Here is a 25507-nt window from a genome sequence, read left to right as displayed (position 1 = left end):
GGTAAGAAGACATGTCTATCAGAGATAAAAAAAGTGGTCTAACGGGAAAACAAAAGGCTGCAGTCCTGCTCATTTCAATGGGGCCGGATGTATCTGCAAATGTTTATAAGCATTTATCGGAAGAGGAAATTGAAAAGCTGACCTTAGAAATTTCAGGCGTACGAAAGGTAGGCCCAAAAGAGAAGGAAGACATCGTAGATGAATTCCATACGATTGCGCTGGCACAGGATTACATTTCTCAGGGTGGAATTGGTTATGCCAAAACTGTATTAGAAAAAGCATTGGGCAGTGACCAGGCACAGGCCATTATCAATCGCTTAACATCATCTCTGCAGGTGAAGCCCTTTGATTTTGTCAGAAAAGCAGATCCGGGCCAAATTCTGAATTTTATACAGAATGAGCATCCTCAAACGATTGCTTTAATACTATCTTATTTGGAAGCGGGACAGGCAGGACAGATTTTATCAGAGCTTCCTCAGGATATGCAGGCAGATGTAGCGAAACGGATTGCCTTAATGGACAGCACCTCGCCTGAAATCATCAATGAGGTAGAACAAATTCTAGAACGAAAGCTATCTGCCACTGTTACGCAAGACTATACGCAAACCGGTGGAATTGAAGCCGTTGTAGAAGTGTTAAATGGTGTTGATCGTTCAACAGAAAGAACCATTTTGGATGCTTTAGAAATACAGGATCCTGAATTGGCTGAAGAAATTAAGAAACGAATGTTTGTATTCGAAGACATTGTCACCTTGGATAATAGAGCCATCCAAAGGGTGATTAAAGATGTAGAAAACGAAGATTTAATGCTATCTCTTAAAGTCGCCAGTGAAGAGGTTAAGGAAATTGTTTATAAAAACATGTCCAAACGGATGGTCGATACATTTACAGAAGAGATGGAATTTATGGGACCGGTTCGTTTACGGGATGTAGAAGAAGCGCAGTCAAGAATTGTTGCGATTATTCGACGCCTTGAGGATGCCGGTGAAATCGTCCTAGCCCGTGGTGGGGGAGATGACATTATTGTCTAGAATTATAAAGTCCCATTATACAGAAACACATGCGCAAGAGAAGAAAATAATCCGGATTAAAAAAATAATGAATGAACAGAATGAGTCCCTTTTTCAAGAAGAGTCAGTAGCTTCTAATCTAAATCGGCTCTTGATGGAAGCCAATCAAAAAGCTGAGGCAATTGTTTTAGAAGCTCAGAAACAGGCTGATCAAGTTTATCTAAAGATACAGGAAGAAGTAAAGCAATGGGATAAGGAAAAACAAATTCTCATTGAAGAGGCCAGACAGGAAGGGTATCTCATTGGTAAGGAACAGGGTGCTTCGGACTCAAAAAGAGAATATCAGCACATGCTGAACCTTGCACAAGAGACAATGAACCAAGCTAAAAAAGAATACCAATCTGTTGTGGAAAAGTCTGAGTTTACCATCCTCAACCTCGGAATAAAGGTAGCTGAAAAAATTATGAATCAGCACTTAGACGAAAATGAGGAAGATTATTTATTTATTGTGAAAAAAGCAATTAAGGAAGCGCGAGAATATAAAAATATTGAACTACATATTCCTCCGCTTCATTACTCTTTTGTCTTAACACATAAAAAAGAATTAATGTCCTTATTTCCAAGAGAAACAGAGTTTTATATCTATCCGAATGATGAGTTAGAAGGAAATGGATGTGTAATTGAATCATCCAATGGACGTTTGGTAGCAAGTGTGGATGAACAGCTGGAACAAATCAGAATTAAGCTTCAGGAAATCCTTGAGGAGGACCTCTCATGAAAGTCTCTCAATTAATAGATCAAATTGATACTCTCGATACGTTTAAGAGATATGGGCGAATTAAAAGAGTGGTAGGTCTTATGATTGAGTCTCAGGGGCCGGCCAGCTCAATTGGAGATGTATGCTTGATCCATACCGGCAAAAAGAACAAGGTAAAGGCTGAAGTAGTAGGATTCCGGGATGAGATTGTCATTTTAATGCCCTATAGTGTTGTAAGTGAGATAGCACCCGGCTCTATTGTCGAGGCGACTCGTAAACCGCTCGAGATCAAAGTAGGAACAGGTTTAATAGGCAAGGCACTTGATGCTATCGGAAACCCACTTGATGGAGGGTCACTTCCATACGGTTTATCCTCTACAGCAACGGAGCAGGATCCTCCAAATCCAATGTCACGTCCGCCTATTAATGAGGGAATTGAAACAGGTGTCCGCATGATTGATAGTTTACTCACGGTTGGAAAAGGTCAGAGGGTTGGAATTTTCGCGGGAAGCGGAGTAGGAAAGAGCACATTATTAGGAATGATTGCCAGGAATACGACAGCTGATTTAAATGTGATAGCTCTTGTTGGTGAACGTGGGAGAGAAGTCCGAGAATTTATCGAAAGAGATTTAGGTCCTCTTGGATTAAAAAGATCTATAGTAGTTGTGGCCACATCAGATCAGCCGCCCTTAATGAGAATAAAGGCTGCTTATACGGCAACAGCCATAGCTGAGTTTTTTCGCGATCGGGGGATGAATGTCATGCTGATGATGGACTCGGTTACAAGGATTGCTATGGCACAGAGAGAATTGGGTCTGGCTGTTGGGGAACCGCCGACAACTAAAGGGTATACTCCATCTGTCTTCAGTATTCTGCCAAGATTGCTAGAGAGAACTGGAACGAACAGTAAGGGAACGATTACAGCCTTTTATACGGTATTGGTAGATGGTGATGATATGAATGAACCTATTGCTGATACAGTACGTGGGATATTAGATGGACATTTTGTTTTAGACAGAGACCTTGCTAATAAGGGACAGTTTCCAGCAATCAATATTTTAAAAAGTATCAGCAGAATAATGGCTCATATTATAGAACCGGCTCATGCTAAAGCAGCTGAAAAGGTACGACAATCCTTAGCTGCTTATCTGGAAGCAGAAGATTTAATTAATATTGGTGCCTATAAAAAGGGCTCCAACCCAATCATTGATGAAGCTATTACTAAATATCCTGCAATCATTGAGTATTTAAAACAGGATGTAAATGAAAAAGTGACGAAACAGCAAAGTATCGAACAACTGCACTTATTAGTAGAGATGGGTGGATGATTCAATGCACTATCAGTATAAATTCGAAAAAATATTAACGATAAAAGAAAAAGAAAAGAATGATTCAGAGTCAAAATATACAGAAGCTGTAAAAGAGTTTGAATCAGAGGCCGAAAATCTCTATCAAGTGCTGAAAAAGAAAGAAGAGTTATTGGATTCACAATCTGAACAATTAAAACAGGGATTGTCCGTACAGCAGGTCAGATATAATCAGCATTTTTTGGATAATCATGAAAAGATGATTGCCCATTATCAAAAGCGTGTGATGGATACACGATCTAAAATGCACTTTTATCACCAGCTTCTGATAGAAAGCAATGTAGAGGTTAAAAAATACGAGAAAATCAAAGAGAAAGATTTTCAAAGATATTTTAATACAATGAAATACGAAGAAAATCGGCAAATGGATGAAATATCTATTCAACAATACATGAGCCGTTCATGATGGAGGCGTAGTAGTTGGATCGTATGGAAGAAAAGGAAAACAAAGGATTTAGTAAACTGAATTTGTTCCTTACTATATTGATTGTTCTGATATTCATAGCTGGAATTCTGGTAATCACCGTAACTTTCTCAGGTAAAAGTATAGGGGAACAAGCTGGAAAACTTGCTGAAAATATTCCCTTTTTAGGTGAGAGTGAGGAAAAGGCAGAAAAACAGACAAATCAAACAAATCAAGCGGATTATGTGAAAGAAATTGCTAGTCTTAAGTCAGAGCTTAAGGATAAAGAGAAAGAAACGGAAAGTCTTGAAAAATTGCTGGATAACAAGGAGATTGAACTCAAGCGCAGTCAGTTATCCGTAGAGCAACTGGAACAGATGATTTCAGAATTAGATCAAAAAAAAGAACAAAACTCAAGATCCTCAAAAGATATCATTGATACCTATGAGAAAATGGCTCCCAAACAGGCGGCCTTAATAGTAGCAGAAATGAATGAGAAAGAAGCGGTGAAAGTCCTATCCTCTATTACTACAGAAGCCTTGGCTGACATTATGGAAAAGATGGAAGCTAAAAAAGCTGCCGTATTAATGGAAAAAATCTCGGCCGAGAAAAGTAATGGTGCTGAGGATTCTTAAGGGGAAAGCAGAAAGATTGAAAGGAGGTGAATAAATGAATCAGATGGGTGTATTGCCTAACAACCAATTTGTAAAAACAACTGCTTTACCTAATGACCAAGTGCAAATAAATAAAAAATCTCAGGATAAATCTTTTCATAAAATGCTCCAAGATGAAAAGAGCTTGGACAAAGCAGAGAAAACAGAGGATCCAGTATATGAAATAATGCATGATGGAGTTGAAGTAGATGATACTTTGAGTTTCCTGGAAAAAGAGGGACTTGAAGAGTTGGAAGGAGCATTTGAGCTGTTAAATATGCTGCTAACCAATAACCAGGAAGCTCTTCCAGAATCAGAGTTTATTCAACAGCTTCTGGGTGAAAATCCTTCTGAAGCAATTAAAGAGGCATTAAGGAATTTATTGGATTCATACGATACATTTAAGGAGATCGATTTTACTCAATTGCCTCCTGTTGAAGATGATATTGAAACACTTAATGGCATATTAACTAATGGGTTAGCAAAACCATTTGAAGGTTTAACAAATGATCAAAGAAATGCATTTCTTACTCTGTTGAATTTCGGAAAATTGGTTGTGATGAGCCATAAGCATACGTTCAATCAAAAAGGAGCAGAAAATGTTGGTCAATTAGATGCTCTTTTAATGAACTGGAAATACAAATTGACAGCCTTGGATGAAACAAAAAAACCAATTCTGTCTGATGTAAAAAACAATCCTGCTTCATTAAGAGATATAGGCATGAACACATACAATCTGCAATCTAAAACCTATTCATTAAACTTCAAAAATGGTGGTTCCATTGTCGGATTCAATCCTATGTCTGCTAAAAGTGCAGATATTCCGTTAAACCAAACAGTGATGATTGGAGACCTTCAGTTACAAACACAGCAGCAGAGTCCTGTCTTGACCCTTGAAAAAGGTGGACAAGCAGTAGGTGCAGATGAATTCATTAAATCATTTGAATCTCTCTTATCTAAATCGAATTTTACTAACCAAAATGGTGTTCAAAGATTATTTGTTCGATTGACACCGGAGAACCTGGGTACCTTGCAAATTGAATTAATACAAAAAGACGGCCAGCTGGTAGCCAAAATTATTGCCAATACACAAAAAGGAAAAGAGCTATTAGAATCTCAGATTCAAGGACTAAGAGTTTCATTGGCTGCACAGGGAATTGATTTCGACGAAATAGACCTAGAACAATCACAGGATACGCACTTCCAGGAAGAATCTCCTTCGGAAGAGAGAAGAAATCAGCATGAACATCAAGAAGATCAAAATGTTAGGGATCATGATGAAGAATTATTTTCAGGATTTTCAAGTGTTCTGGAAGAATCAATCATTAATCAGGAAATATAGGAGGAGTCATTTTGACAACGATTGATACAAGTCTTTTATATAGTTCCTTACAGAATCAAACGAGGGAAGTAAAAAATAACCTGGATAAGGATGATTTTCTGAAATTATTGCTGACACAGCTACAAAATCAGGATCCAACCAGTCCAATGGACGATACGGACTTTATAGCGCAAATGGCAACCTTCTCAAGTCTTGAGCAAATGACGAATATGAATACGACGTTAGAGAGCTTTGTGAACTCACAAAATCAAAATCTATTAATCACCTATTCGCAGTTTGTGGGGCAGGAAGTGACCTATCATAAACTGGCCAACCCAGATAACGAAGGTGGGGACACGGAGGTTGTGGAAGGAAAGGGTGTTGTGAAATCCATCCAATTTGTTGATGAGAGTGTGAAATTTATTCTAGAAGACGGGACTGTATTAGAGCCTGCAAATATTTCTTCCATAAATCAGCTATCAGAGGGCAATAATCTTGCCGAAGCGAGTCGTCTAATAGGGAAACAAGTGACTTGGCTGGATGATAAAGGGGAAGAACACACGGCAGAAGTATCTTCGGTCTTTCAAAGAGACGGAAAAGTTAAACTAGAGGTGAATGATGAAGCGAAAACCTCTCTGCTTCTCAATCAGTTGATTAAAGTAGGATAAAGATAAGAGGCGAAGTCAATGGATCAAAAAATTATATTCAGGCCACAAGTGCCAATTGCCAATCCACTTAAAGGTGCGCAAAAAAACCAAATGAAAAGTGGAAATGATTCTTTTGAAAGCTTTCTTAGGCCTGAACTGGACGCTGCAAATAAAGGTATTACAATCAGCAAGCATGCCCAACAGCGCATCCAACAACGAAATTTACAGATAGATGAACATCAATGGGGCCAGCTGGAAGTAAAATTGGCTGAAGCAAGGCGCAAGGGTTTAAATGATTCATTGGTGTTGATGGATCATGCAGCCCTCATTGTAAATGCAAAAAATAATACGGTCATTACTGCAATGGATAGAGACGAAGCGGGAGCCCAAATTTTCACAAATATTAATGGGGCAATCATTTTAAAATAAAAACTGGATGGCTGGACCTCATGAGAGGAAGCCAGGCTGTTGATCGACTGATACAGCCAAGCTGAAAGGGGAAAAATAATAATATGTTACGTTCCATGTATTCTGGCATTAGCGGATTAAAAAACTTCCAAACAAAATTGGATGTAATCGGTAATAACATCGCAAATGTGAACACATATGGCTTTAAAAAAGGCAGGGTTACATTTAAAGATACTATGAGCCAAACTGTTTCGGGTGCCAGCGGAGCCACTGCTGATAAGGGCGGTACGAATGCTATTCAGGTAGGCCTCGGAAGCTCACTGGCTTCGATTGATAATATTGATACACAGGGAAGTGCCCAAACGACGAATCGAACACTGGATTTTTCTATTGAAGGTGATGGATATTTCGTAGTTAAAAATGGAAATCAACAATCATATACACGTGCAGGGAATTTTTATTTAGATCAGGATGGGGCACTTGTGACAAGTGAAGGATTTAAGGTTCTAGATATAGACGAACAGGAGATCACTATCCCGCAAAATATAGTCAGCTTCAGTATTGGACAGGGCGGCGAAATAACGGGTGTCGATGCAAATAGAGCTAGTGACACTATAGCAACAATTGGAGTAGCTAAATTCACTAACCCGGCCGGATTAACGAAGGCGGGTAATAATACATTTCAAGCATCTGCAAATTCTGGGGTACTCGACATAGGAACAGCAGACACCGAAGGTAGAGGGAAACTGACATCAGGTCGACTTGAAATGTCAAATGTGGATTTATCTGAAGAATTTACAGATATGATTGTGGCACAGCGTGGTTTTCAGGCTAATACCCGCATTATCACAACATCTGATGAAATCCTTCAGGAATTAGTTAATTTGAAAAGGTAATGGTAAAGGAGGCAGGGGCTAAAGAAATCCTTTAGCCCTCCCAATTATGATACAGGTAACCAAATTGAACGGAAAAAAATACTTTTTAAATGCATTATTCATAGAGTCTGTAGAAGCAAATCCAGATACGACTATAACACTTACCAATGGAAAAAAGTTAATCGTCGCAACTGAGGAAAGAGAACTTATACAGATGATTAATCATTTTTATCGCAGCATAAACGTTTTAGGACATCAGCAGAACCGGGAGGATACCGATGAAGAATAAATTAATACTTTTATTTTTGTCAGCTATTTCTTTGCTGGGGATCATCGCGGTTGTTGTGTTAATGAATTACACAGGCGACTCTGCAGATAAAGAACCGAGTATTGATGAGGTTATTAAATATTCTGTTGAAATACCGGAAATTACGACTAACTTAACGGATAATACGTTAATTCGAGTAACGTATATGATGGAAACAGACGGTAAAAAGGCAAAAGAGGAATTAGAAAAAAGAATTTTCCAAGTAAATGACATTGTCATTAAAGAATTATCTGAGATGAAAGCTGAACAACTGAATGATAAAAAGGGCAAACTGGAATTTGAAAATAAACTTAAGGAACAAGTGAATGAGTTGATGCAGGAAGGTAAGGTTATTCAAGTTTATACTACCTCGTCTATTCTCCAATAAAAAGCGACGGACATAAAAGTATCTGAAACTACGGAGGTGATTCGATTGTCTGGCGAGGTTTTATCACAGAATGAAATTGATGCATTATTATCTGCCCTCTCAACAGGTGAAATGGATGCAGATGAATTGAAAAAGGAAGAGAATGAAAGAAAAGTAAGAGTTTATGATTTTAAAAGAGCTTTACGGTTTTCGAAAGACCAAATTCGAAATTTAACAAGAATACATGAGAATTTTGCTCGTTTACTGACCACTTATTTTTCAGCGCAGTTACGCACGTATGTCAATATCAATGTTGCGACAGCTGATCAGCTTCCGTATGAAGAATTTATACGTTCAATTCCTAAAATGACGATTATGAATGTTTTTGAGGTTCCTCCTTTAGATGGACGAATCTTGATGGAAGTTAATCCGATTATCGCTTATACCATGCTCGATCGTGTATTAGGCGGCAGAGGTTCAAGTCTTAATAAAGTTGAGAGCCTCACAGAGATAGAAACCAAAATTATGTCCAATCTATTTGAACGTGCATTTGAGAATCTAAAGGAAGCGTGGGCTAACATAGCCGATATAAACCCGGAGCTATCAGAGTTTGAGGTTAATCCACAATTCTTACAGATGGTTTCCCCAAATGATACGGTGGTTGTAATTTCATTAAATATTACAATCGGTGAAGTTAGCGGGATGATAAATATATGTATACCGCATGTAGTATTAGAGCCTATTATTCCCAATTTATCTGTACATTATTGGATGCATACAAACAAAAAGAAAAGAGAACCAAATGAAGTACAAGCGATAGAACAACAAGTTCGAACAGCAGAGTTACCCCTGATTGCTCAATTGGGAACTGCTGATATTTTAATCCAAGACTTCTTAAATCTAACTGTGGGGGATGTTATTGAATTAGGTCAGCCAATAGACAGCCCAATCGTGTTGTCCATAGGAGATGTTCCTAAATTCCTTGGACAGGCAGGAAAGGTAAATAAGAAGATAGGCATTCAAATATTGGAGAACTTGAAAGGGGGAAGCTTAGAATGATGAACAATGAAAGACTTACTCAGGAAGAAATTGATGCATTATTAGATAGTTCTAATCAGGAAGTGTTTCCTGCTTCACCAGCGATAGGTGATTATTTTTCATCAATGGAACAGGATGCTCTTGGTGAAATTGGCAATATATCATTTGGAAGCTCAGCAACTGCTTTATCTATACTATTAAATCACAAAGTGGATATTACGACACCTTGCGTTTCTATAGTTGCCAGTGAAAAATTAGTGGAAGAATTTCCACAGCCATATGTAGCCATTCAGGTGGAATATACAGATGGTTTTATTGGTTCTAATTTGTTGGTCATAAAGCAAACAGATGCTGCTATTATTGCTGACCTCATGCTGGGTGGAGATGGGCATTCTCCAGCTGAGGATTTATCTGAGATTCATCTAAGCGCTGTACAGGAAGCGATGAATCAAATGATGGGTTCTGCTGCAACCTCCATGTCGACTGTTTTTAATAAGCGTGTAGATATCTCGCCTCCATCCATAGAGCTTATAGATTTAATGGAAGGCTCTGGACATGATGTTTTTCCAAAAGCTGATTTGCTTGTGAAAGTGTCTTTTAGATTAACGATAGGGAACTTAATAGATTCCTATATCATGCAATTATTGCCTGCGCATTTTGCCAGAAGTTTAGTAGATGAATTGATGAAGAAAACTTCTCCTGAGATGGGAGAGACAATTAAACAGAATCAACCAGCTGCCTATTCTATGAGTGGAGTGGAACCAACTGTGAGAACCAGTAATGAGAGAGTAGCTAAAACGGCATCTGATCAATCGTATCAAGCGGAGCACATCAACGACGCACTGTTGGGAGGTAAAACAGAGATAAATATGCAAAGCAATCAATATCTAGGAACGAATTCTGCTCCCTATAGCCAGCCGGTTCAGGTACAGCCTGCCACGTTTTCTGAATTTGAGCACACGCAGCGGTTAGATGAAAAAGAGGTTAATAACCTCAATATGTTATTGGATATTCCTTTGCAGGTAACCGTAGAACTGGGAAGAACAAATCGGTCCGTCAAAGAAATTCTTGAGCTATCATCAGGATCTATTATTGAATTGGATAAATTAGCCGGTGAACCGGTCGATATTTTGGTGAATAAGCGTTTGATTGCCAAAGGAGAAGTCGTTGTAATTGATGAAAATTTTGGTGTTCGGGTTACAGATATTATTAGCCGAACTGACCGTCTGAAAAAATTAAAGTAAGCTGGGGGAAGAAAGAATGTCACACAAAATTTTAGTAGTCGATGATGCTGCATTTATGAGAATGATGATTAAAGATATCCTGGTTAAGAATGGATATGATGTTGTGGGAGAAGGAGCGGATGGTCATCAGGCTATTGAGCTATATAAAGAAACAAATCCTGATTTGGTCACAATGGATATTACGATGCCAGATATGGACGGAATTACAGCATTAAAAGAAATACGCAAAATCAATCCAAATGCCAAGGTTATTATGTGTTCGGCAATGGGTCAGCAGGCAATGGTTATTGATGCTATTCAGGCAGGTGCAAAGGATTTTATTGTAAAACCTTTTGCAGCTGACCGAGTTTTGGAGGCAATCAGCAAAGCTTTATCGTAAAGAGGGGAAGTAAACGTGCAACGGATGCCAAGCTATATAAAGGTTATTCTTTTCTTCATTTTGTGTTTTGCCATTACTGCACCATTCAAAGAAATTGCAGTAAATGCAGCGCCAGACAATGGCAGCCAAAGTGTGGACAGTTATTACAATACTAAAGATCGTAAGACAGAGACAGGGGATATCGACCAGACCAATAATAACAGTATCTCTGATTCAGCTGAAAATGAGACAAATGACATTGGAATTACAATTGGAGATATCTTTAGAATGGTATTCGCCCTACTATTTGTTGCTGGATTAATGTACATTCTTCTGCGCGTCATTAATAAAAAGAATCGTGGATATCAGCACGGCCAAACTATTGAAAACCTGGGAGGGACTCCGTTAGGTGGAAATCGCTCTGTCCAGATGGTAAGGGTTGGGGAGAAAATCTACATTGTAGGTGTTGGAGACTCGGTTCAATTACTCAATGTGATTGATGATAAGGAAGAATACAGCAAGCTAATTGAAGAACATAATCAGAAATTAGAAACTCAGATTGCCCCAATGGACCTTGCAGGCAAGCTCATTGATAAATGGAAAATAAAAACTTCCAGGCAAACGGAGAAGTCGTTCAAAAGTCAATTTAATGAACAGTTGAAACAACTAAAGGAAGACCGCAAACAGATTACAAAAGAAATAAGCAAGAAAGGAACACACCGAGATGAATGACTTAATGACTCTCTTTAGCAGTGGGGATGCCGATACCGTTTCTACATCAGTTAAGCTGCTCCTGTTATTAACGGTTCTTTCTCTTGCACCAAGCATTTTAATTTTAATGACCTGTTTTACAAGAATTGTTATTGTTCTGGGCTTTGTAAGGACAGCTTTATCGACACAGCAAATGCCCCCTACACAAGTGTTGATCGGATTATCGCTCTTCATTACATTTTTTGTAATGGCACCGGTTTTATCTGAAGTGAATGATGAGGCGCTTCAACCGCTTTTTAAGGATGAAATAAAGCTGGAAGAAGCATATGAAAAGGCAGCAGGGCCCTTTAAGGAGTTTATGAGTAAACATACAAGGCAAAAGGATTTACAGCTATTCCTGGAATATTCTAAGGCGGATACACCTGAATCAATTGAAGATATTTCTTTAACTACGCTGGTACCTGCATTCGCGATCAGTGAAATGAAAACAGCCTTTCAAATTGGCTTCATGATTTTTATCCCATTTCTGGTGATAGACATGATTGTGGCGAGTGTTCTAATGTCCATGGGTATGATGATGCTACCGCCGGTCATGATCTCATTACCCTTTAAAATCTTACTGTTTGTGATGGTCGATGGATGGTATTTAGTTGTTAAATCTTTATTACAAAGTTTTTAGGCAGGTGAGAGAAAGATGACATCAGAAGCAGTAATTTCGTTGGCTGAAAAGGGGATTTATACTGTATTAATCATAAGTGCTCCCTTACTGATCCTAGCTCTTGGGATTGGTTTAATTGTCAGTATTTTTCAGGCGACCACACAAATCCAGGAGCAAACGTTAGCTTTTATTCCGAAAATCGTCGCTGTTTTGTTGGGCATTGTATTTTTTGGGCCATGGATGCTGAGTAAAATGCTCTCTTACACGGCTGACATTTTTAATAATCTAACGAAGTTTGTAGGATAGGCTATGGAAGAGATTGTCCCCAAATTTAGTGTATACTTATTGATTTTTGTACGTCTTGCATCCTTTTTTATGACAATGCCTATCTTTTCATATAGAACGATTCCTGCACAGCATCGCTTAGGAATCAGTGCTCTGCTCGCCTGGATTATGTATTATACGGTATCTTCTCCAGTCTTTGAAATTGACGGTTTATATCTTTTATTGGTGTTAAAAGAAGCCTTAGTCGGATTAATGATTGGCTTTTTTGCGTATATGATGTTCTCAGCTGTTCAAACAGCCGGAGGATTCATTGATTTTCAGATGGGCTTTTCAATGGCTAATGTCATTGATCCGCAGACAGGGGTTCAAAGTCCCTTAATGGGTCAATATCTTTATACATTTGCACTCCTTTTTTTGCTGGCGATTGACGGACATCATTTGTTATTGGACGGAATTTTTTACAGCTATGAATTCATCCCTTTGTCAACAGATTTTCTTCCGTTTGGAAATGAGCAAATCCTCACATTGATGATTCAATTCTTTACACAGTCATTTATCATTGCTTTTCAAATGTCTATCCCAATTGTTGGAAGTTTGTTTTTGGTAGATATAGCACTAGGTATTGTAGCAAGAACGGTGCCGCAAATGAATATATTTGTTATTGGTTTTCCAATCAAAATATTTGTCAGTTTAATTTTGTTAACTATTACGATGGGAACCATCTTACTTCTGGTAAAAGGGCTTTTGAATACAACATTGGAAGGAATGCGTTCGCTTATGCATCTGCTTGGAGGAAGTTAGAATGAGCCTACTAAAACTGGATTTGCAATTTTTTTCAGGGGAGAAAACAGAGAAGGCTACTCCTAAAAAAAGACAGGATGCAAGGAAAAAAGGGCAGGTTGCCAAAAGTCAGGATATCAATACAGCAGTTGTTTTGTTAGGGGTATTTCTCATTTTATATATAGCAGGTGGTTTTTTAAAAGATAGATTACTAGTTATTTTTAAGTATCCAATCAATCTATCTGCTACCTTCTCATATTCAGAAGCGGATTTATATTTAATGTTTATTGAACTTCTTAAACAAATGGCTATTATCTTGGGACCTATTATGTTAGCGGCTTTTATAGCCGGAATTATCGCTAATTTTGCGCAGGTAGGAGCCATGTTTTCAACCGAAACTATACAATTTAAGCTTGAAAAAATTGACCCAATAAAAGGGTTTAAACGGATTTTTTCAATGAGAGCGCTCGTCGAAATGCTCAAATCTATATTAAAGATTACGGTCATTGGAGTTATAACCTTTTATTCTATTTGGTCGCGGTTGGATGAAATTATGATGCTTTCAACTAAAACGATGGGGGCATCCTTAATTACACTTGCAGATATTACAGTCAAAACCGGTTTGTTTGCTTCGGGAGCTTTATTGTTTTTAGCCCTGTTGGACTATCTTTATCAACGTTTCGATTTTGAAAAGAGCATTCGAATGTCCAAACAGGAAATTAAACAAGAGTATAAAACAATCGAAGGAGATCCGATAATAAAGTCTCGAATCAAGCAAAAACAAAGAGAAATGGCCATGTCGAGAATGATGCAGGAGATACCAAAAGCTGATGTAGTAATTACGAATCCGACCCACTATGCGATTGCTTTAAAATATGACGAAAATCAGCTGGATGCACCATATGTAGTAGGAAAAGGGCTGGATTTTGTTGCCCAGAAAATAAAGCTTGTCGCTAAAGAAAATGATATTCCGATGATGGAAAACAGACCATTAGCAAGAGCATTGTACAATCAGGCAGATATCGGTCAGGCAATCCCTGAAGAGTTTTACAAAGGAGTGGCTGAGATTCTTGCGTACGTCTATAAACTGAAAGGCAAGTCGTAGGAAATATGATTAGCCTGATATCATTTTTGCCGTTTGATTATAGTTAGCATAATTAATCTAAGATATTGATAGATTCACGTTCTATTAATTACCCGTTAGGAGAGAAGTAGCATGCGAGCAAGAGATTTATCAGTTTTAATAGCCGTCATAATGATTGTAGCCATGTTAATTATCCCTTTACCAACATGGTTGATAAGTTTTTTAATCATGGTCAATATTTCTCTTGCCTTATTAGTATTATTGACTTCAATGAATACACAGGAACCTTTGCAATTTTCTATTTTCCCTTCCTTACTGTTGCTCCTCACGTTATTTAGACTCGGCCTTAATATTTCTACGACTAGAGCAATCCTGACACACGGGGATGCCGGTGGAGTCGTTCATGTATTCGGTGACTTTGTAGTTGGCGGTCAAGTGATCGTTGGATTGGTCGTTTTCCTAATCTTAATCATTATTCAATTCATTGTCATTACAAAAGGGGCTGAACGTGTAGCAGAGGTGGCAGCCCGATTTACGCTTGATGCAATGCCAGGTAAACAAATGAGTATTGATGCCGATTTAAATGCCGGAATGATTTCTGAACAAGAGGCGAGAACCAGACGTGATAAGGTGTCGAGAGAAGCTGATTTTTTTGGTTCGATGGATGGTGCCAGCAAGTTTGTTAAAGGTGACGCCATAGCCAGTATTATTATTGTCTTAATCAACCTGATATTCGGAATGATTATCGGTGTTATGCAAATGGATTTATCATTTGGTGAGGCGGCTGTGAAATTTTCACTTTTATCTGTAGGGGACGGGATTGTCAGTCAGGTGCCAGCCTTACTGATTTCAACTGCGACAGGTATTATCGTGACGAGAGCAGCATCAGATGGCAATCTTGCTTCAGATATTACATCTCAGCTTTTTGCTTATCCACAAATGCTGTATATTGCTGCCGGAACTATTCTGTTATTAGGGCTTTTTACACCGATTAATAATTTTCTAACATTATTTATTTCTGGTCTATTGGCTTTGGGGGCTTATAAAGCTACATCTATTCAACAAAAAGAAAGCACTGTTTCTGAACTGGAACCAGATGATACCGCAGAAGCGGAAGAAATGAAAAGTCCGGAAAGCGTCATTAGTCTTCTCAGTATTGATCCGATTGAGTTTGAATTCGGTTATGGGTTAATTCCATTAGCGGATGCCAATCAGGGCGGAGACCTTTTGGACAGGGTGGTTATGATTCGCAGGCAGCTTGCTATTGAATTGGGTCTTGTTATACCCGTTGTAAGAATCAGAGATAATATTCAGCTTAAGCCTAATGAATATAGGCTGAAAATTAAAGGTGCTGAAATGGCCAGGGGTGAGCTTTTGTTAGATCACTATTTAGCGATGGCTCCAGGAATGGATGATGATTCTATTGAAGGAATTGATACGATAGAACCTTCCTTTGGGCTGCCGGCCAAGTGGATTACGGAAGAGACCAAGGAATATGCTGAAATGCTAGGCTATACCGTTGTGGATCCACCATCAGTTGTTTCCACACATATTACTGAAGTAATTAAAACAAATGCAGCTGATTTGATTGGGCGTCAGGAAACAAAACAATTAATTGAGCATCTCAGAGAGTCTGCACCAATTTTAATAGAAGAAGTTACGCCTAATCCTTTATCTGTAGGTGATATACAAAAAGTTCTGGCTAAATTATTGAGAGAAAAGGTCTCAATTAGGAACCTACCAGTTATTTTTGAAACCTTAGCTGATTTTGGAAGGATGACAAATGATACTGACATTTTAGCGGAATATGTTAGACAGGCACTTGCCCGTCAAATCACAAACCAATATGTAACGGGTGATAATTTAAAAGTGTTAACTCTTTCTGGAAGAGTTGAAAAAATCGTTGCCGACAGTGTTCAACAGACAGAACAAGGTAATTATCTATCGCTAGATCCGACTAACTCACAGAAAATCCTTGAATCAGTAGCAGGAAAGCTGGAGGAGCATGCCTTACTTGATCAGGCACCTGTATTGTTATGTTCACCAGCTGTAAGGATGTATGTGCGCCAGCTGACAGAGAGATATTTCCCGCAGCTTCCGGTGCTATCATATAACGAATTGGAAGCAAATATAGAGGTACAAAGTGTAGGGGTGGTGAATGCTGAATGAATGTGAAGAAGTTTACAGGGATATCCATGCAAGAAGTGATGAGTAAAATACGGGCGGAATTTGGAAATGATGCCGTCATATTAAATTCAAAAGTAGTCAATAGCAATGGTATTCTTGGTCTATTTAAAAAGAAATCATTTGAAGTGATTGCCGCATTGGATACCGATTCAGTGGAAAGTAAAAAAACAACATTCACGAAGGTAAATAAAGATACGATTCCATCCATAAAAAAGGAATCAATTGAACAACCTGTTCAATTTTCCAATTCAACAAAAAAAGATATCGATAACCCATCTAATGAAATACTTAAAAAATTGCACGATATGAAACAAATGTTATCACTAGAATCCAAATACAATCACTTTCCAGATCCATTAAGAGAATTACACCATCAGCTTGTTGTAATGGAGTTGGATAAGCATATAATCGACAAACTGTTGGAGTATCTATTGGGAAAATGGAGGAATAATCAAAGGTCTGCTGAAATAACTAAGGCGGACCTATCAGAGCTGGTCCATATCTACTTACTTGAACAATTAAAGAATTTTGCCGTTAATGGTGAGCAATTATTTAAGAGAAAATATATAAATATTGTAGGTCCGACTGGTGTTGGGAAAACCACTACAATTGCAAAAATTGCAGCTGAATATGTGATTAAGCATAATAAAAAAATTGCGTTCATCACTACGGACACCTATCGAATCGCAGCTATTGAACAATTGAAAACATATGCAGAGATATTGAGAGTACCAGTCGAAGTGGCGTATAACAGTGATGATTTTAAACAAGCTGCTGAGCGTTTTGCCCATTACGATCATGTATTTATAGATACAGCAGGCAGAAATTTTCGAAATCAGGAATTTGTTGAGGAACTTAAAGGGCTGATTGATTTTAATATCGATATGCTGACATATCTTGTCCTTTCCGCTACTTCCAAAGAGATTGATATGACAGCGATCTATAACCAGTTTTCCATAATACCCATTCACGGAGCTATTTTTACCAAATTAGATGAAACTGCCTATCATGGTTCCGTGGTGAATTTTATTCTTAAACATCATGTTCCAGTTATTTATATGACAAATGGACAAGATGTTCCCGATGATATTATTGCTGCCACCCCGGACAAAATTGTCAAAATGGTATGTGGAGGTCATTTATATGTATGACCAAGCGGAACTGCTTCGACAAAAGATACAATATAAAAAAGAAGAGCCATCTGCCAAAGTAATTGCAGTTGTAAGTGGAAAAGGCGGAGTCGGTAAATCCAATTTTTCATTAAATTTTTCAATTGGACTCGCTAAGCAAAATAAAAAAGTATTGATTATAGATATTGATGTAGGAATGGGAAATATCAATATCTTAATAGGCCAAACGGGCAGATATACAATAGCAAATCATTTTAATGAGGGGATCCCTCTAAGGATGGCTATTTCTGCTGGGCCTGAAGGAATCCATTATATTCCTGGGGGTACAGGTTTAACAAATTTTTTTAAAATGGATCAAAAACAATTTGCTCACTTTAGCCATCAATTTCAAAGCATTCTGGAAGAATATGATTTTATTATTTTGGATATGGGTGCGGGAATATCAGAACAATCCTTGCAATTTATCGTTTCTGCGAATGAATTGATTTATATTACAACACCAGAGCCAACGGCAATAACGGATGCTTATTCCATGATGAAATATCTTGTTAGCAGAACGGATGCACCGTTCTATCTTCTCTGTAACCGGGCTTCAAGCCGGAAAGAAGGCAATGAGGTCATTTTACGTTTAACGAGAGCTGCGCAACAGTTTTTACATAAAGAAATCGTGGCACTTGGGATTTTGCCAGATGATAAAACGGTACAAAAAGCAGTCATAAGACAAATTCCATTTATCCTCTTGAATTCTCGGGCTCCATCTAGTGAAGCACTAAACAAAATCATTGCTCAGTATATGGGAAGCGTGGATAAAGAGGGCAATTCACCTGCTTCGTTTATGAAAAAGATGAAGAATTTTCTTTTCGAAAGGCAGGCTTAAGATTTGGCTGCTATTAAAGTTCTAATCATTGAAGATTCACCTTTTATGAGAAAGTTGATAACTGAATTTTTACAAGAAGATGAACAAATTGAAGTGGTGGGCATTGCTAGAAATGGAGCAGATGGGCTTTTGAAAATGGAAAAGCTGAAACCTGATGTCATTACACTGGATATAGAAATGCCTGTAATGGACGGTATAACGACATTGCAGGTAATCATGGAAAAAAATCCAATGCCTGTGGTTATACTTTCCGGTACTAACAGATCGGGTGTAGATATGATTATGGAGAGCATGAAGCTTGGTGCAGTCAATTTTATCGAAAAGCCCTCTGGTTCATTTTCACAGGATTTACACAGAATTAAGAGTCTAATGATTCAGAAAGTGAAAGAGGCTGCCAAAGTAAATATGAGCGTGTTTGACCAAAATAATCGCCTGATGAATGTGCCGCCAATCGCTGAAATTTCACAGGAACTGAATCTGACTGAAAATGTCAAAGAAAAAAATACGGATGTTCCCTTGCAAAAAATTATTTGTATCGGAACCTCGACGGGAGGACCGCGAGCACTGTATACCGTATTGCCATTACTTAAAAAGATTACGGTACCTATTCTCATTGTACAGCATATGCCGGAAGGGTTTACAAAACACTTGGCTGAGAGACTAAATGAGTTGTCAGAAATAACTGTGAAGGAAGCTGAAGAGGGAGAAATTTTATGTAATGGAACAGCCTATATTGCACCTGGTGGATTTCATTTAAAAGCTTCAGTTCAAGCTGGTGTGCTGATTGCCAAATTGGATAAAACTAATTCCGTTAATGGCCACCGTCCATCGGTGGATGTCTTGTTTGATTCAGTTTCCGAACTGCCCCCTGTATACGAATGTGTAGCCGTTATTATGACAGGTATGGGATCAGATGGTACGAAGGGAATTATGAATTTAAGAAAGTTTAAAAAGTCCAGAATTATTGCTGAATCTGAAGAAACTTGTGTGGTCTATGGTATGCCAAAAGCGGCAATCGCTACGGGATTGGTGGATGAAATAATTCCTCTGGGTCATATAGCTGGAGTATTGAATGAAATTTGTAAGGGTGAGAGGTGAAGGTAAATGAGCTTGGATTTAGATCAATATTTAGAGGTTTTTATAGAAGAAAGCAAGGAACACTTACAAACTTGTAATGAACTATTATTGGAGCTCGAAAAAAATCCTGATGATGTCATGATTGTGCATGAAATTTTTAGGTCAGCCCATACATTAAAAGGAATGTCTGCGACAATGGGTTTTGATGATTTAGCACGATTAACTCATCAAATGGAAAATGTGTTGGATGAGATCCGAAATCAGCGAATAAAAGTTAATACCGACATTTTAGACATTGTATTTTTAGCTGTTGATGATTTGGAAGCAATGGTTTTATCGGTTGCAGATGGTGGAAACGGAAAAAGAGATGTCTCTTTAACAATAGAAAAATTAGAAAACATAGTAGCAGGTCAAATCGTTATGATAGGTTCTGCAGATAGAGAACATCCTGGTGCTCCGGTAGAAATGGAATCCCGTGCGGATATTTATGACGAATACGAATGGGCGGTCATGGAACAATCAATCGACCAAGGCTTTAAAGCTTACTCTGTTAAGGTGATTTTAAATGATGATTGTATCTTAAAAGCAGTCCGTGTTTTTATGGTTTATGAAATTTTTGCTGAACTGGGAGAAGTAATTAAGTCGGTTCCTCCCGTCGATGTTCTTGAGGAAGAAGATTTTGGGCAGGAGTTTACGGCAACGATCCTATCAAAACAATCTGCAATAGATATCGAACAGAGAATCTTAAAAGTATCAGAGCTTGAGTCTGTACGAGTTTCGCTGGTGCCGAATAAGACATCTAAGGATCAGGAATATAAAGCCACAAAGGATCTGGAAAATGCGAATCAGCTGCAGGTGCATTCAACAAAGCAGGTAAAGGGTAAGGAAGATGAAAAAGCTTCCTCTGTTAATACTGCAGTGGCTCATAGTAAGACGATACGGGTCAATATTGAGCGCCTTGACATATTAATGAATCTATTTGAAGAGTTAGTGATTGATCGCGGAAGACTCGAACAAATTTCGAAGGATTTAAAAGATGCAGAGCTGTTTGAAACAGTTGAACATATGACAAGAATTTCTGGTGATATGCAAACAATAATCCTAAATATGAGGATGGTACCAGTAGAAACAGTTTTTAATCGGTTTCCGCGTATGGTCAGGCAGCTTGCGCGTAATCTGAATAAACACATCCGTCTTGAAATTATTGGTGCGGAAACGGAGTTAGACCGGACTGTTATTGACGAAATTGGTGATCCTCTGCTGCATCTTTTACGAAACGCTTTGGATCATGGTATTGAAACACCGGAAGCTAGACGGGACAAGGGCAAGCCTGAAGAGGGTACAGTCATCCTGAAGGCTTATCATAGTGGCAACCACGTTTTTATAGAAATAGAAGATGATGGCGCTGGTATTAATACAGATGTGGTTGTAACAAAAGCAGTGGATAAAGGAATTATTACAGAAGAACAAGCTGAAATCATGACAGAACGTCAAAAAAACGAACTTCTTTTCGCTTCGGGTTTTTCCACAGCTAAGGAGATTTCTGATATATCAGGCCGGGGGGTTGGCTTAGATGTTGTGAAAAATACCATCGAATCTCTTGGTGGAAGTGTGTCTATTAATTCACGCCTAGGATATGGATCTATTTTTTCTGTGAAATTGCCACTTACCTTATCAATCATATCAGTCATGCTAGTTGAAGTTCAGGATGAAAAGTACGCAATTCCCTTATCTTCCATAATTGAAACGTATATCGTCCAAAGAGAAGAAGTATTAAGATCACATAATCAAGATGTCATTGACTTTAGAGGTAAGATTATCCCGCTCGTGTATCTGCATTCAATTCTTTCTATCCCTGTTTGTCGGGAGGAGGAAGACTTTTTGTCATTAGTAATTGTGCGTAATGGAGACAAGATGGCCGGGTTAGTTGTCAATTCATTCATTGGTCAGCAAGAAATCGTTTTAAAATCATTGGGTAATTACTTAAATTCTGTCTTCGCTGTTTCAGGAGCTACGATTCTCGGGGATGGTCAAGTTGCATTGATTATAGATTGCAATTCTCTTGTTAAGTAAGCAGGGCTGTAAGATAAGGAGGAGTTTATATGGCTGACAATGATAATAGACAGATGCAGAAAGTTATAGTCTTTGAGTTAGTGAATAAAGAATATGCAATACCTGTCGAGTATGTGCTGTCTATCGAAAAAGTATCAACTATTACAAGAGTTCCGGGTGTAGAACCCTTTGTGATGGGAGTAATTAATCTTAAAGGGACGATTACACCGATTATTGACCTTCGAATGCGGTTTGGCCTAGAGCAAAAAGAATATGATGAGTCTTCAAGGATTATCATTATTTCCTTTAATGAATTTGAAGTGGGATTGATTGTTGATTCAGCCAGGGATGTTTTAGAGTTTCCGGCTGATTTAATTGAACCGCAGCCTAAAGTTATCGGTATGCAGGAGATTGATTTTATAAATGGCGTTGTGAAGGTTGATAAACGTTTGTTGATATTAATCAAACTCGAACGAATTTTACAAGTACTTGGAACAACACAATCTATATAGGAAGAAGGCGGGCAGGACATGTCATATCTGGATTCCATAACACATCTCCAACTGGATACCTTAAAGGAAATTGGTAATATCGGTGCAGGTAATGCTGCGACTGCTTTATCTCTATTAGTGAACAAACCGGTTATGATGAGTGTCCCTTCCGTGAAAATTGCAACATTTGACGAAACAATGGAGCTTGCAGGAGGAGCGGATAATGTTGTAGCCAGTGTTTACATGAGAATAGAAGGTGACATCACCGGCAATATGTATTTTATCCTTTCTTTATCGCAGGCAACCAGATTTATTAACCAAATGACCGGTTCCAATCAATTTTCCTTTGATCATTCATTGGATGATGAAATTTCTTTATCTGCCCTGACAGAAATGGGCAATATTCTATCTGGCTCGTATTTATCTTCCTTGTCTGATTTTACTGGTATGAAAATATATCCTTCTGTTCCTGTGCTGGGGATTGATATGGTGGGAGCCTTGCTCGGGTATGGATTACTAGAATTTTCCCAAGTTGGCGATTATGCGATTATCATTGATACGGATTTTACCGAGTCTGATAGTAAGGAAGAAAAAGATGTAAATGGGCACTTTTTCTTACTGCCTGATCCTGAATCATTTGATACACTCTTTTCCACATTGGGAGTGAATATGGAATGAATCCTCGTCACGAACAGGAAATTATCCGCGTTGGAATTGCAGATATGAATTTTGCTTATAAGGGTTCCATTATTAGAACAGCCGGTCTTGGATCTTGTGTTGGTGTTGTCCTTTACTGCCCATCTCAACAGATAGCAGGAATGGTTCATGTTATGCTGCCGGATTCCTCACTTGCCAGAGGTAAAACATTTAATAAAGCAAAATATGCAGATACTGCAATACCAGAGCTTATTAAACAATTCAAGAATAAGGGAATAAAAAGTCAATTGCTCAAGGCAAAACTTGCAGGTGGAGCGCAAATGTTTCAATTCAGTTCAGGAAGTGATCTGATGAGAATCGGACCGCGAAATGTAGATGCTGTGAAAATTCAGCTTATGGAAAATCATATCCAGATAATTGCTGAAGATGTTGGCGGAAACAGTGGAAGAACAATTGAATTTAATCCGATTACAAGTATATTGCACATTCGTACGGTTAATCAGGGTTCCTGCTCTATTTAAGTTTTCATTCGGTAAAGAGCGAAATTAAGGGAAATTTGTCGGATGTATATCTGTTGTTTTTTGTTATAATTTAATTACCATAATAAACCAACTAAGGGGAGGGTCAAAATGTCTCAAGTGAATACCGGTGAAGAACAGACGTATTGGCATAAATGGCTTGAAGGCCGGGACGCGCAGGCTGGAGACATATTGGCAAAAAAATACTTGCCATTGGTCAGTTATCATGTACAACGAATTTCAGTGAATCTGCCTAAAAATGTGAATAGAGATGATATAAGAAGTTTAGCGAATATGGGTCTATTTGATGCTTTAGAAAAATTCGACCCATCCCGTGATTTAAAATTTGAGACCTATGCTTCCTTTCGAATTAGGGGAGCCATTATAGATGGATTGCGTAAAGAAGATTGGTTGCCAAGAAGTACGAGAGAAAAAGCAAAATTAATAGATTCGACTATAGAAGCGTTAGAGCAGAAGAATATGCGTAATATCACACCTGTTGAAATTGCCGAAGAATTAGGGATTACAGAGGATGAGGTTGTCAAAATCACGAATGAGAATTTCTTTTCCAATATTTTATCAATGGATGAACAGCCGCATGATACTCACTCGGAACAGGAAGCGCAATCGTATACAGTGAAAGACGAGCGCATGCTATCTCCTGAAGAAGCCCTTGTTAAAAAAGAATTGCTCAAAGAGATGGGAGACCTCATTCATAGGCTAAGTGAAAAAGAACAATTAGTGTTGGACTTATTTTATCGGCAGGAGCTGACTCTTACAGAGATCGGCTACATTTTGAAGCTATCGACTTCGAGAATTTCACAAATACATTCACGTGCACTATTTAAATTAAAAGAGTTATTAGCAAAAACAATCTACCGCTAAAGCTATTGGTTTGGGAGTGGAATAATGGATTTTCCATATAAACTAGAGGTTTCCCAAGATAAAATGAAGGCCTGGATTATACCTATAGGGAATCAGGCACAATCGGTTTCTGATAGACAAATAGATGAATGGCTTGTTTCTTTGCCGATTATCTTTGGCATAAAAAAGGAAACAAAAGTACATTTACTGAATACGGAGCAGGTTGTTTTTCCTTTATTGATTGCTGAAGGGAAATTACCGGAAAACGGACAGGATGGAGAATTAAAACTCGAATATACAAAGGGAATAGACACAGGGGAGCAACCGTTTAACTTCCGAAATGTAATGGATATCCCATCCATCTCTACAGGAGATAAAATTGCGGCTGCATCTCAACCAACTTATGGTCTATTTGGAATGGATATTTTCGGAAATGAAATCAAACCGAAACTAGGCAAAAGAGCCGTCTATAAATTGGGACCCAATGTCATTGAACATGAATCAAGCCTCTATTCAACGATTAACGGACAAATCAGTATAGTAGGTCATACTATACAGGTTAATCCTGTTTTTTATGTAAAAGGAGATTTGAGCCTGGAGGTAGGCAATATTGATTTTGTTGGAAATGTGTATATTGAGGGCAATATACCCGTCGGTTATACGATTTCGTGCGGTGGCGATTTAAAAGTTTTCGGTATGATTGAGGGATCAGACATTAATGTTGGCGGCTCGGTTATTGTCAAGGGCGGAATTACTGGGGAAAAGAATTGCAGTATTCGAACAGGCGGAGATCTATACGCCTTATACATAAACTATGCAAATGTAATATCAAGCGGTAATATCATTATTCAACATGCTATTCTCCATAGTTTTGTAACTTCCATGAAATCTGTAACCTGTAAAAAAGGACATCTAATAGGCGGAGTTTTAAGGGCTGGCAAGAGAGTGGAACTGATGGATGCAGGGAATTTACACTATACACGTACTGAAATACATATCGGAAATAATGATGCAATTGAAATGATTAAGCAGGATTTGGATTCTCGTTATCAAAAAATGCAAAAAACACTCTCGAAACTCTCGTATATAGCTGTGAAGCTTGAAGAAAAAACAAGGTTATCGAATGACAAAAAGGATGCTCTTTTGCTGGAAAAACAAAGGAAAACAAAAGATTTTTTAGTGGATGAAATGAAAAAACTTAAGCAAGAGAGATTAATGTTAGATTATGAGCTGCAAATCGATGAGGAATTAATTATTAACGGTGCATGCTACCCTAATCTTTATATAAAAATGGGTAAGTATAGCATGCCTCTGAATCAAAATTACCAGTCAGTGAGATTTACTGATAAGGGAAACGAGATATCTGTTTATCCGCTCTAAA

General features: G+C 38.2%; 29 protein-coding genes. All 29 read left to right on the top strand.

Features of this window, described 5'->3' with window-relative positions; genetic code table 11:
- The first annotated feature begins 11 nt into the window (after positions 1-11).
- Complete coding sequence (gene fliG / locus FHY45_RS06975; RefSeq protein ID WP_066100433.1) at positions 12-1031, top strand: flagellar motor switch protein FliG; 1020 nt, start codon at positions 12-14, stop codon at positions 1029-1031.
- Positions 1024-1788: a flagellar assembly protein FliH gene (gene fliH, locus FHY45_RS06970; RefSeq protein WP_180349912.1), complete on the top strand. Its 765-nt coding sequence runs from the start codon at positions 1024-1026 to the stop codon at positions 1786-1788. Before fliG ends, fliH begins: the two co-directional genes overlap by 8 nt.
- Positions 1785-3095, top strand: coding sequence for a flagellar protein export ATPase FliI (fliI, locus tag FHY45_RS06965; protein ID WP_139891251.1), 1311 nt, complete (start codon positions 1785-1787; stop codon positions 3093-3095). The genes fliH and fliI overlap by 4 nt, the downstream gene beginning before the upstream one ends.
- A gap of 4 nt (positions 3096-3099) precedes the next feature.
- Complete coding sequence (gene fliJ, locus FHY45_RS06960; protein WP_139891250.1) at positions 3100-3540, top strand: flagellar export protein FliJ; 441 nt, start codon at positions 3100-3102, stop codon at positions 3538-3540.
- Between the two features lie 14 nt (positions 3541-3554).
- Positions 3555-4172 (top strand): MotE family protein, encoded by a 618-nt coding sequence (locus FHY45_RS06955; protein ID WP_139891249.1) that lies wholly within the window; start codon positions 3555-3557, stop codon positions 4170-4172.
- A 34-nt stretch (positions 4173-4206) separates the two neighbouring features.
- Positions 4207-5532, top strand: a complete 1326-nt coding sequence (locus FHY45_RS06950) for a flagellar hook-length control protein FliK (protein ID WP_139891248.1) — start codon at positions 4207-4209, stop codon at positions 5530-5532.
- 11 nt (positions 5533-5543) lie between these two features.
- A complete protein-coding gene (gene flgD / locus FHY45_RS06945) occupies positions 5544-6179 on the top strand; it encodes a flagellar hook assembly protein FlgD (RefSeq protein ID WP_225983672.1) in 636 nt (211 codons plus the stop codon).
- A gap of 18 nt (positions 6180-6197) precedes the next feature.
- Positions 6198-6587, top strand: coding sequence for a TIGR02530 family flagellar biosynthesis protein (locus tag FHY45_RS06940; RefSeq protein ID WP_139891246.1), 390 nt, complete (start codon positions 6198-6200; stop codon positions 6585-6587).
- Between the two features lie 83 nt (positions 6588-6670).
- The gene (gene flgG / locus FHY45_RS06935) at positions 6671-7462 is read left to right on the top strand and encodes a flagellar basal body rod protein FlgG (RefSeq protein ID WP_139891245.1); all 792 of its coding nucleotides are present in this window, start codon (positions 6671-6673) and stop codon (positions 7460-7462) included.
- A 46-nt stretch (positions 7463-7508) separates the two neighbouring features.
- A complete protein-coding gene (locus FHY45_RS06930) occupies positions 7509-7730 on the top strand; it encodes a flagellar FlbD family protein (RefSeq protein WP_139891244.1) in 222 nt (73 codons plus the stop codon).
- On the top strand, positions 7720-8136 hold the full coding sequence (fliL, locus tag FHY45_RS06925; protein WP_139891243.1) for a flagellar basal body-associated protein FliL: 417 nt from the start codon (positions 7720-7722) through the stop codon (positions 8134-8136). The genes FHY45_RS06930 and fliL overlap by 11 nt, the downstream gene beginning before the upstream one ends.
- A gap of 45 nt (positions 8137-8181) precedes the next feature.
- Positions 8182-9174, top strand: coding sequence for a flagellar motor switch protein FliM (fliM, locus tag FHY45_RS06920; RefSeq protein ID WP_139891242.1), 993 nt, complete (start codon positions 8182-8184; stop codon positions 9172-9174).
- A complete protein-coding gene (gene fliY / locus FHY45_RS06915; protein WP_139891241.1) occupies positions 9171-10397 on the top strand; it encodes a flagellar motor switch phosphatase FliY in 1227 nt (408 codons plus the stop codon). The genes fliM and fliY overlap by 4 nt, the downstream gene beginning before the upstream one ends.
- 16 nt (positions 10398-10413) lie before the next feature.
- A complete protein-coding gene (locus FHY45_RS06910; RefSeq protein WP_139891240.1) occupies positions 10414-10776 on the top strand; it encodes a response regulator in 363 nt (120 codons plus the stop codon).
- A 24-nt stretch (positions 10777-10800) separates the two neighbouring features.
- Positions 10801-11487, top strand: a complete 687-nt coding sequence (locus FHY45_RS06905; RefSeq protein ID WP_254654688.1) for a flagellar biosynthetic protein FliO — start codon at positions 10801-10803, stop codon at positions 11485-11487.
- Positions 11480-12145, top strand: coding sequence for a flagellar type III secretion system pore protein FliP (gene fliP, locus FHY45_RS06900; RefSeq protein ID WP_066100426.1), 666 nt, complete (start codon positions 11480-11482; stop codon positions 12143-12145). Before FHY45_RS06905 ends, fliP begins: the two co-directional genes overlap by 8 nt.
- A 15-nt stretch (positions 12146-12160) precedes the next feature.
- A complete protein-coding gene (gene fliQ, locus FHY45_RS06895; protein WP_066100423.1) occupies positions 12161-12430 on the top strand; it encodes a flagellar biosynthesis protein FliQ in 270 nt (89 codons plus the stop codon).
- A gap of 3 nt (positions 12431-12433) precedes the next feature.
- Positions 12434-13210 carry a flagellar biosynthetic protein FliR gene (gene fliR, locus FHY45_RS06890; protein WP_139891239.1) on the top strand — a complete coding sequence of 259 codons (777 nt, stop codon included), beginning with the start codon at positions 12434-12436 and terminating at the stop codon, positions 13208-13210.
- A 1-nt stretch (position 13211) separates the two neighbouring features.
- A complete protein-coding gene (gene flhB / locus FHY45_RS06885) occupies positions 13212-14294 on the top strand; it encodes a flagellar biosynthesis protein FlhB (protein WP_139891238.1) in 1083 nt (360 codons plus the stop codon).
- 111 nt (positions 14295-14405) lie between these two features.
- Complete coding sequence (gene flhA, locus FHY45_RS06880) at positions 14406-16442, top strand: flagellar biosynthesis protein FlhA (RefSeq protein WP_066100412.1); 2037 nt, start codon at positions 14406-14408, stop codon at positions 16440-16442.
- Positions 16439-17611 carry a flagellar biosynthesis GTPase FlhF gene (flhF, locus tag FHY45_RS06875; protein ID WP_139891237.1) on the top strand — a complete coding sequence of 391 codons (1173 nt, stop codon included), beginning with the start codon at positions 16439-16441 and terminating at the stop codon, positions 17609-17611. The genes flhA and flhF overlap by 4 nt, the downstream gene beginning before the upstream one ends.
- The gene (locus tag FHY45_RS06870) at positions 17604-18467 is read left to right on the top strand and encodes a MinD/ParA family protein (RefSeq protein WP_066100404.1); all 864 of its coding nucleotides are present in this window, start codon (positions 17604-17606) and stop codon (positions 18465-18467) included. The genes flhF and FHY45_RS06870 overlap by 8 nt, the downstream gene beginning before the upstream one ends.
- 3 nt (positions 18468-18470) lie before the next feature.
- Positions 18471-19565 (top strand): protein-glutamate methylesterase/protein-glutamine glutaminase, encoded by a 1095-nt coding sequence (locus tag FHY45_RS06865; RefSeq protein WP_139891236.1) that lies wholly within the window; start codon positions 18471-18473, stop codon positions 19563-19565.
- Between the two features lie 12 nt (positions 19566-19577).
- Complete coding sequence (locus tag FHY45_RS06860) at positions 19578-21617, top strand: chemotaxis protein CheA (protein WP_139891558.1); 2040 nt, start codon at positions 19578-19580, stop codon at positions 21615-21617.
- Between the two features lie 29 nt (positions 21618-21646).
- Entirely contained in the window at positions 21647-22108 is a 462-nt protein-coding gene (locus tag FHY45_RS06855) for a chemotaxis protein CheW (protein WP_139891235.1), read from the top strand.
- Positions 22109-22126: 18 nt separating this feature from the next.
- On the top strand, positions 22127-22765 hold the full coding sequence (locus tag FHY45_RS06850; protein ID WP_139891234.1) for a chemotaxis protein CheC: 639 nt from the start codon (positions 22127-22129) through the stop codon (positions 22763-22765).
- A complete protein-coding gene (locus FHY45_RS06845) occupies positions 22762-23265 on the top strand; it encodes a chemotaxis protein CheD (protein WP_066100389.1) in 504 nt (167 codons plus the stop codon). The genes FHY45_RS06850 and FHY45_RS06845 overlap by 4 nt, the downstream gene beginning before the upstream one ends.
- Positions 23266-23373: 108 nt before the next feature.
- Positions 23374-24147 (top strand): FliA/WhiG family RNA polymerase sigma factor, encoded by a 774-nt coding sequence (locus FHY45_RS06840; protein ID WP_139891233.1) that lies wholly within the window; start codon positions 23374-23376, stop codon positions 24145-24147.
- Between the two features lie 24 nt (positions 24148-24171).
- Positions 24172-25506 (top strand): flagellar assembly protein A, encoded by a 1335-nt coding sequence (locus tag FHY45_RS06835; protein WP_139891232.1) that lies wholly within the window; start codon positions 24172-24174, stop codon positions 25504-25506.
- Position 25507 lies beyond the last annotated feature (1 nt).

This window comes from Bacillus sp. D386 (genome assembly GCF_006346415.1).
Note: the sequence above shows the minus strand (reverse complement) of the source record. Positions and strands in the feature narration are given on the sequence as shown.